The sequence below is a fragment of the Paenibacillus paludis genome, from assembly GCF_042610515.1.
Lineage (GTDB): Bacteria > Bacillota > Bacilli > Paenibacillales > Paenibacillaceae > Paenibacillus_AQ.
On sequence record NZ_JBGJZP010000002.1, the window covers coordinates 133,681 to 145,801 of the forward strand.

Genomic DNA, 12,121 nt, shown 5'->3' on the forward strand with positions numbered 1-12,121 from the left:
ACATAAGGAGGCCTATAAGTTGATTAACCAGCAACATAACAGCAACACCCGGAAGCGCTGGCTCGTCTACCCGCTGCTCTTGACCCTGACTCTTCTGGTCTCAGCCTGTGGCAGCAACCAGAGCACTGGCTCCGCAACTAATTCAGGAAGTGCTGCCGAAGCTCCGGCACCTTCACAGCAGCCTGCAGAAACAACTGCACCGGCATCCTTCAAAACAGTGACAACTGTAAACGGCGATATTGAAATCCCCGTTCAGCCGAAGCGGATCGTTGCCGAGGAATATCTGGGCAGCCTGATTGCACTGGACACCATTCCCGTAGGCGCTCCTGGCCTGACGCTGCAAAATATGTACTACAAGGAATCCCTTACAGGTGTGGCGGATACCGGAACCTACGGAAAGATGTCGCCCGAGAAAATCATCGCGCTGGATCCTGACCTGATTATCTCAGGCAATGCCGACAGCTATGAGGCTTTAAGCCAAATCGCGCCAACGGTCATTGTACCTTACGGAGATCTAAAAGATGCTCATCAGGAACTGACCTATTTCGGTGAACTGCTGGGCAAAGAACAGCAAGCAAAAGATTGGCTGGCCGAATACGACAAACGTATCGCCGCTGCTAAGGCTAAGGTTGATGCAGCCATTCCTGCAGACGCAACCTTCAGTATCCTGGAGCATTCAGAAAAAACCACCTGGGTCTACGGAGACAATTTCGGACGGGGCGGACAGCCGGTCTACCAGGCGCTGGGCCGCAAGCCTCCAACCGAAGTCGCCGCCGAGATCATGGAGAAGCAGTGGGCGGAATTATCGACAGAGGTGCTTAACAAGTATGCAGGGGATTATCTCATCGTGACCGATAACAACTACACCGTCCAGAACTTCAAAGATGATCCTATTTGGGGCAACCTCCCTGCAGTCAAAAACGATCATCTCTATGTATGGAAAGAGGAACGTTCGTGGTATTATGACCCTATTGCTGTATTATCCCAGACTGAGGAATTGGCGGACTGGCTGACTAAAGGACAATAAGCACAAGCCGGAGATTAGCCTTGATTGGCTGGTCTGCCGGTTTTTTTATGGCCAGCTTCCGCAGCCCGGAGTATACAGGAGGCCCTTTGATTAACCGCATCCAGAAATGGAGATAATACCTCTAGTCTACAGTTCCCGAAAGAGCAATACTTTCAAACACTTGCCGCCAAGGAGGACAACCGGATGAAGGTTCTGGGGATCTATTTTTTGCTCGCTTTTTTAACATTTTCGCTGTTGGTAGTTGTCGATCTGCTGTCAGGCACCAGCTTCGCAATGTCGATGCATTCCTTTTATGTTACATTTGCAACCACTACCCTGCAGGAAACGTTCATCATGGTTGTATTTGCCGCTCTGCCCATTGTTGCCGCAATTGCCAGCTATATCAAACGGAACAGAGCTCCGCAGAAATAATAATTTACCGGTACAGTCCGAATCTGCGCCGCAGCCTGTGCACAAGAAACAGCAGAATCGGGATGACAGCACACAGAAAAGGCAGAATATTCTTGAGGAAAATACTGCCTTCTTTCATATGGACAGGGTAATTCTCCGCACTGACAAACGAAGTGAACAATACCACAACCCCTACCGGGATGACCAGCCTGCGCGTATCCTTAACCTTAAATAAATCCGCCGCAATCATGACAGCCGCATAGCAATAAATCGACATTTTGAAAAACACGCCAATAATCAGGGTCAGGATGACAAACGCATCCAGGCGTTGAATAAAGTTGGCCACATTGACAAGCGTAATGGTCGTAAACATCGGAAAGGTTGTGCGGCTGTAAATGTCTGTTCCAAGCACCGACATCTCAACAGCATGCGTGAAGCTGAGCAGAAATCCGCTTAAAAGAATGGCGGCGATTCCTGTCTTCCTGACCTTCCGCGTTTTGTTGAGATGGGGAAGTATCGTCGTGAAGCAGACAAGTTCGCCAAAAGGGAAAATCCATATGCTCGGGTAAGCGGAGCGCAGTGCTTCCATCCATTCCCCGGCATGAATCGGAAACAGATTCTTGAACTTAGTCAGCCCCGCCGCAATGACTACAAAGTTGCAGAGCAAACCCATAAGGATGGTGATAAAAAAGTAGATCTCTGACGTTCTTGCGAACACCTCGATCCCCTTGTATAGAATATACATTACGGCGATGACCATAATTGAATTAATGATAAACACAGGCGTCCTGTCGTATGAAGCCGAGATGAGGAGGTCTCCTGCTTCCCGCAAATTCCGGGAGCCGTTATAGAGCAGTATGGGAAGAAACAGCAGACTCAGCGGCCAGCCGATCCATTTGCCGAGAATTTGTTGTGTGTATCCGCTGATAATCATATTGGGAAATTGAAGATACAAATCGACGTAAATCCAATATAAGAGAATCCCCCCCGGCAGAGCCATCAGGATCGACAGCCAGACGGCATGTCCGCTTTCCAGCCCAATGGGTACCACAATCGCCGTCCCCAGTTCGAACAGTACTATCATGGAAAATAATTGAACCGGTCCGATAACTTCTTTTCTCATAAATCAGCTCACCCGTTCATTCTTTTTCTGGAGCCATGTAAGGCTTCAATCTCATCCCGGTACTGCGGATATAAGCTTCAACCTGAATATCCAATTCGCCTTGTGCAAATGCGGTGCTCCATTCCTTCCCTAGCTTGTTCCAGGTCGCCGGATCGGTACGCTTCAGTTCATTGCCAAAACCAAAGATGTCGGTTTGAGACGCTTGAGCGGTTCGTATAGCCAGCTCTACTTCCTCCCTGGTTTTCTCCTCCAGTTCAGCTTCCAGCTTCACAATTTCTTCCTTCCGGCTCAAATCCACATAACTTCCCGTTTCGTTTACAATGCCTTCCTCACGAATATGCAGATGAAAGACCGGTATACCGTTCCTGAGTTCAACCTTGGCAGTGGTCTTCGAGTAGAGCACATTGACGGCAATATCCTCATCTTTTTTATCAGAGGCGATGTCAATATTAGTTTCTCTGACTTTATTAAGCACCCATTGAGTGCCTCTCGCCGCAGGCCCGTCCATCCAATAAATCAGCTTACCATCCTTAAAGACACCCAATCCGCTCATTATTGTTCCCGCCTTCGTTTCTGATTGTTCGAGGCTGGATTTCTTCATCCCATCGGCTGGATCCCCGATAATTCGCAGACCGTTAATCGTCAAATCCCCTTCCCCCGTGATCCCGTTAATGATCTCAAATACATTCATGTTCCGGTTCTCTCCGTATACTCTGGAGGTATTTTGCATCTTTTTGACCACCCCCATGGAGGGCAGACTCTCCAGCGTCGTCAATATCTTGAGCACAGATGCGGCATCTGAATTTCTGGAAATCAGCACCGGCGAGTTCAGGCGAAGTTCATGTGATCGCTCAAAAATATCGAACAAGCCTTCAATTCCGCTTCTGGCCAGCGATTCACCCACAACAACGAGCTGAGAATGGGCAAAAAACAGCTGACGCGTCGCCCGCTTGGAGGCTTTACGCAATGCCCCGAATACCGTCCGGTCGCTTGCAGAAATGACAGTTACCGCAGGCATTCCGTTCCCGGAGCCCATACTTGTAGACGAAGCCGACGGAATGACCACCTGAAAGGTAACCCGGAATTCCCCGTTGTTTGCCGTTAGATCAATTCCGATACCGCTCACAATGGCAAGGTCATTTAATTCTCTGCTGTTCCAGCATCCTGTGAGGATCAGAGATAGGATCAACCAAACCGTCAGCAGAACCGGCATTTTAGTTCTCATTGTTATTTCCCTGCCGGTTCTGACCGCTCTGGCCGGATTCAGCGCTATTGCGGTTGATCAAACGTTTGCGGGTCTTCATGAAATGCAAAGGTGTCCGTAAAATGACGTCCTTCTGATCACCCGGCGCAAACGGAGCGATTGGGGAGAGATAGGGAACACCCAGGGAACGCAAGGAGCACATATGGGCAACCAGTATCAGGCTGACAATGGCTATGCCGTAAAGACCTATAAAAGCAGCAATAAACATGATAACAAAGCGGAGTACGCGTATGGACAACGCCATATTAAAGGAAGGCGTGGCAAAGCTGGAGATCCCCGTTAATGAAACCACAATAACCATGGCAGGAGACACAATCCCGGCCTGCACGGCCGCCTGTCCCAGAACCAGCCCCCCAATAATCGAGACGGTTTGACCGATGGGAGAAGGCATCCTAATGCCGGCCTCACGGATGATCTCAAAGGTAACCTCCATCATCAACGCCTCAACGAACGTGGGAAAAGGCACGCCTTCCCGCTGTGAGGCCAGATTAATCAGCAGGGGTGTAGGGATCATCTCCTGATGAAAATTCAGTGCTGCAACAAAAACCGCTGGACCAAATAAGGAAATCACCAGGCACAGTAATCTCAGTAAACGGATTAATGTCGATATATCATACCGCTGATAGTAATCCTCAACTGTATGAAAAAACATTAGAAAGGTTGTAGGCGCGATCAGCACAAAAGGAGTCCCGTCTACAAACAAAGCTATTCTGCCTTCCAGCAGATTTCCGGCCACGCTGTCCGGCCGTTCTGTATTGTACATCGTCGGAAAAGGAGAGAACCTGTTCTCTTCAATCATCTGCTCAATATATCCCGATTCCAGAATAGAATCCACGTGGATCGCCTTAAGCTTCTTCCTGAATTCCTGAAGTGTCTCTTCCGGGGCTAGTCCGTGAATATACATCATGGTGACATCGGTTTTAGTTACAGCCCCAAGGGTCATTGTCTCGATCCATAGGTCAGGGCTCTTGATTCTTCTGCGCACAAGGGCGATGTTCGTGCCAAGAGATTCCGTAAAGCTCTCCTTGGAGCCGCGGATGGCTACCTGGGTTGCGGCCTCCGTGACAGCTCTGCTTTCACCGCCGCTTGTACTTAGGCTGATGGCATCCTTCAGGCCATGAAACAGCAATACCGTATCTCCCGACATGAGGGCTTCCAGAAGACTGTTCAGATCCTGAACGAGTTTTTCCTTGCCGATGTTGAGCGCCTTTTCTTGCACATAGGTGAACAAGTCCAAGATTGTCAGTTCAGCGGACTTCTCTTCGCTTAGAATTCCAAACGAAAAGGCATGGGTAATGAACTCTTCTACTCTTTCCTTGTCGATGATGCCGTTGATATATACTGCAGCCATCTGGTTGGCATTATCTGTTGTTTCGTACTCGCGTATAATCAGATCCGGGCTGTTTCCAAGTCTGGATCTAATCACTTTAACGTTGTCCTCAAGGCTTAAGGAGAGCGGGGGGCTTGAAGTGCTGCCTTCATGCGCCCCGGCGGGCTTAGGTTCTGGGTTGCGTTTAGCCATCTTCGGCACCTCCTGCCTTTTACTATTCGCTTGCTACTCTCTTTTTATGCAGGTTATGGAATGTGTGAGATGCTGCATAAAGCTTTCCAGCCGATGATCCTTCATTTCTGAATTTATCCATGCGGAAACAGAAAAAGCTGCCCCGCCGTAGATTCTTCTACTTTGGGACAGCCATATTTATCAATCATTATGTTGTATGCTAGTGTTCATCACTTACGCCAAGCGCCTTGTTCTTTTCCTTGAAGCGGTCATTATGCGAGGAGACATAGGCTGCTTTGGGTGCATCGGGATCCATATACAGCTTGGCACTGTTCAAGGCCAGAACGGCATCGGTAAAGGTGCCGGCAATCAGGCGGACCTTGCTGCTGTAATCTACAAAATCACCTGCGGCAAAGATACCGGGCAGATTCGTCTCCAGCCGCCCGCTGACATTGGCGCACCAGTCGCCCATATCGAGGCCCCATTCCTTCAGTGGCCCAAAATCGCTTTTTAAACCATGGTTCACAATTACCGCGTCCACCGCAAACTGCTCTGTTTCCCCGGATTCTATATGGCTGATCGTCACCTGGTCGATCGTCTCTCCATTGCTGCTGTGCAGCTGGCTTACCGCAAACGGCACGCGTACTTCTACGGAGGAAGCCTTCATCCGCGCGATATTCTTCTCATGTCCGCCAAACTGCTCTCTGCGGTGCACAATGGTTACGCTGGCTGCGATACCTTCAAGTTCGTTGGCCCAGTCTACCGCGGAGTCGCCACCGCCGGAGATCAGCACTGCTTTGCCGCGGAACGGCTCCAGCTCTTGCACCGTATAATGCAGATTCGTAACCTCGTAGCGGTCCGCCCCTTCAATTTCCAGCTTCGCCATCTGCAGAATACCATAGCCGATCGCCAGAATGATCGTACGCGTCCAATGCTGTTCGCCTGTATTCGAAGTCAGAATATAGGTTCCGTCCTCCTGCCGCTCCTGAGCAATAATCTGCTGCCCCAGAACAATAGTCGGATCGAAAGTCCGGGCCTGCTCCTCCAGCTGTTTAATCAATTGGCTGCAGAGGATCGGGGTGACTCCACCCACATCCCAGATCATTTTCTCAGGATAGATTAGCATCCTCCCGCCAAGCTCTTCCTTGGCTTCAATCAGCTTTGTCTTCAAATCTCTCATGCCGCTATAAAATGCTGTATACATACCTGCGGGTCCCCCGCCAATGATCGTTACATCGTATAATTCCAGTTGATTGCTCATATATTTCCCTCCGTATATGTTTTTGGCTTGAGTATTTTTGGTCTCTATCAAGACTTCGTCCGGGCCAGCAAATAGAGAAAATAAGGTGCACCTATCACAGCAACCACGATCCCTGTAGGGATCTCCGAGGGCTGCAATATCCAGCGGCCGATCGTATCGGCGGTGATAACCAGCAGGGAACCTAGCAGCGCGGAAGCCGGAAGCATCAGCTGATGCTTCGGACCCACCAGACGTCTGGCTAAATGCGGGCCGACCAGGCCGACAAAACCGATCCCGCCGCTGACAGCGACACTAGAAGCTGCGAGTCCGACTGCGGCTGCGAGCAGCTTGAACTGCTCTCTGGTAACAGCGGCTCCAAGGCCGGTGGCTGTCTGCTCGCCCAGATTAAGTACATTCATTACCCGGGCTTTGTAGATCACATAGGGCAGCAGAATCACAATCCAAGGTAGGAGGGAGAGCACAAATTTCCAGCTGGTCCCCCAGATGCTGCCCGCCAGCCAGGTAGCGACAAATTGATACTTATCAGGATCAAGACGCAGCGTCAGCACAATCATCGCTGCGCTGATTCCGGCTGCAACTGCTACGCCGGTCAGAAGCAGGCGGATCGGGGATATCCCCTGATACCGCTTATACGCAAGCACATAAATCAAGGCCGCAGTCAGTCCTGCTCCGACAAAAGCAACGAGCGGCAGCAGGTATACCGGTGCAGCAGTCGTCGATGGATAAAAAGAAACCATCAGCATAACCATCAGGCCGGCTCCGGCGTTGATGCCGAGAATGCCGGGATCAGCCAGGTCATTGCGGAAGACGCCTTGCATGACTGCTCCGGAAACGGCAAGTCCCGCTCCGATCAGAACGGAGATAACGATGCGCGGCAGACGGAAGTCGAACAGGATCAGCTCCTGCTTGTCCGTACCTTTGCCGAGCAAAGTGTTCAGCAGTTCCATAGGAGTAAGTCGTATGTATCCTGTATTCACACTGATAATAAACACGAGTACGATTAATGCAAATATCACAGCCAGAACGGTCAGTCCGCGTCTGCGTCTGGTAGATTCATAGGATAAAGCTGTTGTTCTCTGCATGACTACAGCTCCCTTCTTTCTTTGCGGGCCAAATACAGAAAGAAAGGCACACCGATTAGCGCAATGATAGCGCCCAAGGGCACTTCTTGCGGCGGATTGATCATTCTGGCGGTCAGATCGGCAAATACAGCCAGCAGACTGCCCAGAATGGCGGAACAAGGGATAATCCACCTATAATCCACCCCTACAAGATAACGCGTCAGATGGGGAATGATCAGCCCAATAAAGCCCACTGCTCCGACAACTGCTACTGAGGAGCCGGCAAGAATCAGTACGATTAATGCACCGGCCAATTTGACCAGACCCGTCCGTTGCCCGAGGCCTCTGGCGATATCCTCACCCAGGCTGAGCATAGAGATGGAGCGGGATAAAATGAGAGCGCCTATAATTGCCCCGCCGATCCAGGGAAACATAATTTTGAGCTGAATCCACTTCGTACCGGCTACGCCTCCTGCATACCAGAAAGCCAGATCTTGTCCAATCTGAAAATATAAAGCTACGCCTTCGCTGAGCGCAGAGAGCAGCGCACTGAAGGCCGCTCCGGCAAGTACCAGACGGGCAGGTGTAAGGCCACCCTTGGCCATGGACCCGATACCATACACAATTGCCGCCCCGGCCCCGGCTCCCACAAATGCATATAAAATCAGATACATGAACGGTAAATTCGGCAAGAATGCAAAGCAGAGTGCAAGCGCAAACCCCGCTCCAGAGTTTATGCCCATCAGCCCGGAATCCGCGAGCGGGTTGCGGGTCATCCCCTGCATAATCGCTCCTGCCACCGCAAAGCTGGCACCTACCATGGCCCCGCCGAGCACGCGCGGCAGCCGCAGCTCGCGGATAATTTGATGATCCGTAATATCCGGATTGAAGTGAAACACAGCGGTCCACACTACAGAAAAGTTAATGTCTTTGGCTCCGAACGAGACCGAAAGTGCAATGCCTAGTGCTAATGCAATCAGACCGCCGACCAATATCAGCGTTGCTGCCCATGGGCGTGAACGGAACTTCACCGGATCTCTCCCCTGGATTAGCCCTTTGCTGGCCGTTGCCTGTTGATTCATTAAAGTCACCCGTTTTCTATGAAATTGATTCTCATTATCATTGTAATATTGTAAATGAAAATGGCGTTGTTTGGCAATGGACAAATGAAAACACACCGCTCAAAAACCTCTAATCTCCGTTAAAATGACAAGTTTTGGCCCTAAATAACACAAAATCACCGTTATCTCTCCTTGATAATAGGACGGATAACGGAGATTTCCTGACCTTGGGACTAGTCATTTTGCAGCGTGCCGCCAAATATTTTGCGGATGTATCCCTGCATTTTGCCAATATGAGGCACAAAAGTGCTTTTGTCATACACATAATTAGCCTGGGTCACAAGCTGTGAATAGATCAGGAATAAAATGGCCGCCAGCTCCCTGTCGATCTGCCTTTCGTGCTCAATCAACACATAAACCTCTTCCAGAACGGCATACAGCCGCATAAATCCGGCCTCATTAATGATTTTTCTGCGCAAAGGTACAATGATATCGGTTGCAAGAGCGTCTATCTGCATAATGATTGCACTCATCTTCCCGTCCATACACCAATCCCTCCTGCTGCAGTTGAATGGAGACAGCTCTTATACAATCCTATGTTTCACAGGCTCTTTGCATGCCTTAGGAAATATCTGTGTCCAGTATTGCAATATTCTAGTAATATAATATAATCTTCTGGAAATATGAGCAGCTAAGTATATGAACCATTGATCAATCCTATAGGGAGTGAATATGATGAACTCAAGAACTTATGGACGTACAGGTAAATCCGTATCCGAAATCGGCTTCGGCGGATGGCAGCTGGGCAACAGACAGGATTGGGAAGCCATGGAGGAGGATGCGGCGGTGCGCCTGGTGCATGAAGCTTTGGAGAGAGGGATGAACTTTTTTGACACCGCTCCCAATTATGGACTTGGCAAAAGCGAAGAGCTGCTTGGGAAGGCTCTAGCCGGAAAACGCAAGAATGCCGTCATCAATACGAAATTCGGACATCAGGCGGACGGCAGCTCGGACTATGGCGCGGATCAAATCAGGGCCTCGGTTGAAGTCAGCTTGCAGCGGCTGCAAACTGACTATGTCGATTCCGTGCTGATCCATAATCCGCCTTTTGACATGCTGGATGGGAAACACGGACATTATGAGGAACTGGAGAAGTTAAAAGCCGAGGGTAAAATCCTCACCTACGGCGTTTCTGTCGATTCCATCCCGGAAATGCTGGAAGTTATCGAGCATACGAACATCGGTGTGCTGGAAGTGATGTTTAATATCTTTTATCAGGAGACTGCCGAAGCGTTCAAGCGTGCCCAGGATAACAATATCGCCATTATTGTCAAGGTCCCACTCGACTCCGGCTGGCTGTCCGGCAAATATAACAGCCAGAGCAGCTTCGAAGGAGTGCGCAGCCGCTGGTCGCCGGAAGTGATCCGTAAGCGTGCAGCACTTCTGGAGCAAATCAAATTCATAACCAATGAAGAAACGACGATGACGATGGCCGCTCTGAGATTCATCCTGGCCTATCCTGAAGTCACAACCGTCATCCCCGGTGTACGGAACAGTGCCCAACTGATTGAGAATATATCGGCCAGCGCAGCAGCGATGCCTGAAGCCCACGTCAAGAAGCTTCAGGATCTCTGGATAACGGAGATTAGAGACCAGAAGCTGGGTTGGTAATCACAAAGAAGACCTTGAGGGCATCCCTCAGGTCTTCTTTGTCAATCTGCAAGCGGCTACAACTTTATAGGACTGGCCCGCGCCCATTTCTGCATCCCTGAGGAGCTTACAATTCAGACCGGACCAAACTGCCGGAGGAGCTGTCCCAGCGCCATGGAACGGTGTGACCCTCCAGATGCAGCCCGCCGTACCATTCGTCCAGGCCTTGAACCTCTACCCGGTCTGCTAACCCGTCAAGTATCCGCTCACCAAGCTCGGTGATGGCAACCCGGCGGCCCCAAAATTCCGCAATCTGCCGGAAATCCGTATTTCCCTCTGCTCCCTCTATAGTCAGCAGAGGCTGCCGGTTATACACCAGAGTGTGCAGATAACGGCCAAAATCAAGATCACCCATGCCGAGCCGGTGCAGCTTGTCGGAAACCAGAGGGAACAGCTCCATCGGTGTAAGCGCGCCATGGCGGACAGCCTGAAGCGTAGTCTCTTCTACGATGCCAAGGCCGTTATGAACCGAAGGAAGCCTTGAGAGATGGGCTTTGAATGCTTCATAGGCAAAGGGCAGCGCAGATGCCGAAAGCTCTCCCCTTCTCTCCTCCAGCAGATCAGCCATCGTTCCAGGATCGGGAGACGCATAGGCTCGCCAAAGATCGCTGCCCAGTTCCATTTCTTTGCGCCCAATGCCCCGCCAGGTTCCCGACAATGTTCCAAGCTGAGCCGGAGTCAGCTGGCCAAGACCGTGAAACAGCTCAATCCCCGGAAATTCACCAATGCAGAGCAGGCTCAGCTTCGTACTGCCGAGCTTCTGTCCCTTGAACCAGTGCAGCAGATAAGCAAGCATGCTCTGATCGAACAGATCATGCTCAAACCACAGTACTACTTCATCATAACGTTTGAATTCGCGAATCTTCGCCTCCTGTGCCTCACACCCTGCTATATACTCTGTAGAAGGAATGCCTAATGTCTTCTCCAGAACCCCGGCCCGCTGTATCCGTTCACTGGAGCCTGCCGGATTGACGAATATCGGACCCGCGGAATAGATTTCCCGCCAGACCAGCACCTCGCCCTGGACAATTCCCTGCTTCAGCATTTCACCCACACTGTCTCCGTTCACAATATGCAGTATATTTCTGCCTCCTTCATATAGATAGTTGAACATGGAGGCGAGATCGGCAACGGGAAGAGCTCCCTTCAGCTTGCGCCGCCCATCATACAGCCGCTTCTTTAGCGCCGAAACCGGAATCCCCAGATAATCCGAGATCTCCTGAAGGGAATAACCATAATAATAAAACAGCTGCATGGGCACCCGCAGCTTCGCAGACAACGCCGCAACCGTTCTCTGCAGCAGCTGTTCCCCTTCTCTGCGCTCGGCAATTTCCGCAACGCCCGGCGACTTTTCCGAGAGGTGCAGGGCATCATCAAGAGGCAGCAATATATGTCGTTTACGTCTCAGACTCCGCTGGCACTGCCTTACGACAATCGTCTTGAACCATCCCGGAAACGCAGCCGGCTCATGCAGCTTTCCTAGATTCAAATAAGCTTCAATATACGCTTCCTGCACAACATCTTCAGCAAGATGTACATCTTTCAGCATGTCGTAAGCTACAGCATAAGCCATACCGCGAAAATGCCGCATTAACTGCCCGAACGCTTCCCAATTCTCTTGTTGTGCCTCTTCAACCCATTGCCGCATCACTTTCGATCCTCTTTTCACATGTTCTTAACTATAGGTGCCATCTACGAGAAGAAAGGTTACAACGATCTTGGT

At 50.6% G+C, this 12,121-nt stretch carries 11 protein-coding genes; 3 read left to right on the top strand and 8 right to left on the bottom strand.

Translation table 11 applies throughout. The annotated features are described in order from the left end of the window. Positions 1–19 precede the first annotated feature (19 nt). Together ACAN56_RS03900 and ACAN56_RS03905 are read left to right on the top strand one after the other, a co-directional pair. A complete protein-coding gene (locus ACAN56_RS03900) occupies positions 20–1,027 on the top strand; it encodes an ABC transporter substrate-binding protein (RefSeq protein WP_379140595.1) in 1,008 nt (335 codons plus the stop codon). Between the two features lie 183 nt (positions 1,028–1,210). Beyond that, the gene (locus ACAN56_RS03905) at positions 1,211–1,438 is read left to right on the top strand and encodes a YczF family membrane protein (RefSeq protein ID WP_379140597.1); all 228 of its coding nucleotides are present in this window, start codon (positions 1,211–1,213) and stop codon (positions 1,436–1,438) included. Between the two features lie 4 nt (positions 1,439–1,442). Here ACAN56_RS03905 and ACAN56_RS03910 read toward each other — a convergent pair whose 3' ends face one another. The 7 genes from ACAN56_RS03910 to ACAN56_RS03940 form a co-directional block, all read right to left on the bottom strand. Next, entirely contained in the window at positions 1,443–2,540 is a 1,098-nt protein-coding gene (locus ACAN56_RS03910) for a GerAB/ArcD/ProY family transporter (protein ID WP_379140599.1), read from the bottom strand. Between the two features lie 16 nt (positions 2,541–2,556). Beyond that, a complete protein-coding gene (locus tag ACAN56_RS03915) occupies positions 2,557–3,765 on the bottom strand; it encodes a Ger(x)C family spore germination protein (protein WP_038594662.1) in 1,209 nt (402 codons plus the stop codon). Further along, on the bottom strand, positions 3,755–5,326 hold the full coding sequence (locus ACAN56_RS03920) for a spore germination protein (protein WP_038594664.1): 1,572 nt from the start codon (positions 5,324–5,326) through the stop codon (positions 3,755–3,757). Before ACAN56_RS03920 ends, ACAN56_RS03915 begins: the two co-directional genes overlap by 11 nt. Positions 5,327–5,525: 199 nt before the next feature. Next, on the bottom strand, positions 5,526–6,566 hold the full coding sequence (locus ACAN56_RS03925; RefSeq protein WP_379140603.1) for an NAD(P)/FAD-dependent oxidoreductase: 1,041 nt from the start codon (positions 6,564–6,566) through the stop codon (positions 5,526–5,528). Positions 6,567–6,613: 47 nt separating this feature from the next. Further along, positions 6,614–7,648 carry a FecCD family ABC transporter permease gene (locus tag ACAN56_RS03930; protein ID WP_038594668.1) on the bottom strand — a complete coding sequence of 345 codons (1,035 nt, stop codon included), beginning with the start codon at positions 7,646–7,648 and terminating at the stop codon, positions 6,614–6,616. 2 nt (positions 7,649–7,650) lie between these two features. Next, entirely contained in the window at positions 7,651–8,709 is a 1,059-nt protein-coding gene (locus tag ACAN56_RS03935) for a FecCD family ABC transporter permease (RefSeq protein ID WP_038600267.1), read from the bottom strand. A 212-nt stretch (positions 8,710–8,921) separates the two neighbouring features. Continuing rightward, positions 8,922–9,233, bottom strand: coding sequence for a hypothetical protein (locus ACAN56_RS03940; RefSeq protein ID WP_379140607.1), 312 nt, complete (start codon positions 9,231–9,233; stop codon positions 8,922–8,924). A 187-nt stretch (positions 9,234–9,420) separates the two neighbouring features. Between ACAN56_RS03940 and ACAN56_RS03945 the strand changes: the two genes are divergently transcribed. Then, the gene (locus ACAN56_RS03945) at positions 9,421–10,359 is read left to right on the top strand and encodes an aldo/keto reductase (protein ID WP_379140610.1); all 939 of its coding nucleotides are present in this window, start codon (positions 9,421–9,423) and stop codon (positions 10,357–10,359) included. 106 nt (positions 10,360–10,465) lie between these two features. Here the strand turns inward: ACAN56_RS03945 and ACAN56_RS03950 are convergent, their stop codons facing one another. Beyond that, positions 10,466–12,046, bottom strand: a complete 1,581-nt coding sequence (locus ACAN56_RS03950; protein ID WP_379141391.1) for a sigma-70 family RNA polymerase sigma factor — start codon at positions 12,044–12,046, stop codon at positions 10,466–10,468. Between the last annotated feature and the right edge of the window lie 75 nt (positions 12,047–12,121).

Coding starts and splice junctions, on each gene's coding strand:
- ACAN56_RS03935 (WP_038600267.1), bottom strand. CDS start 8,709: ATGAATCAACAGGCAACGGCCAGCAAAGGGCTAATCCAGGGGAGAGAT.
- ACAN56_RS03940 (WP_379140607.1), bottom strand. CDS start 9,233: ATGGACGGGAAGATGAGTGCAATCATTATGCAGATAGACGCTCTTGCA.
- ACAN56_RS03925 (WP_379140603.1), bottom strand. CDS start 6,566: ATGAGCAATCAACTGGAATTATACGATGTAACGATCATTGGCGGGGGA.
- ACAN56_RS03915 (WP_038594662.1), bottom strand. CDS start 3,765: ATGAGAACTAAAATGCCGGTTCTGCTGACGGTTTGGTTGATCCTATCT.
- ACAN56_RS03905 (WP_379140597.1), top strand. CDS start 1,211: ATGAAGGTTCTGGGGATCTATTTTTTGCTCGCTTTTTTAACATTTTCG.
- ACAN56_RS03945 (WP_379140610.1), top strand. CDS start 9,421: ATGATGAACTCAAGAACTTATGGACGTACAGGTAAATCCGTATCCGAA.
- ACAN56_RS03930 (WP_038594668.1), bottom strand. CDS start 7,648: ATGCAGAGAACAACAGCTTTATCCTATGAATCTACCAGACGCAGACGC.
- ACAN56_RS03950 (WP_379141391.1), bottom strand. CDS start 12,046: ATGCGGCAATGGGTTGAAGAGGCACAACAAGAGAATTGGGAAGCGTTC.
- ACAN56_RS03910 (WP_379140599.1), bottom strand. CDS start 2,540: ATGAGAAAAGAAGTTATCGGACCGGTTCAATTATTTTCCATGATAGTA.
- ACAN56_RS03920 (WP_038594664.1), bottom strand. CDS start 5,326: ATGGCTAAACGCAACCCAGAACCTAAGCCCGCCGGGGCGCATGAAGGC.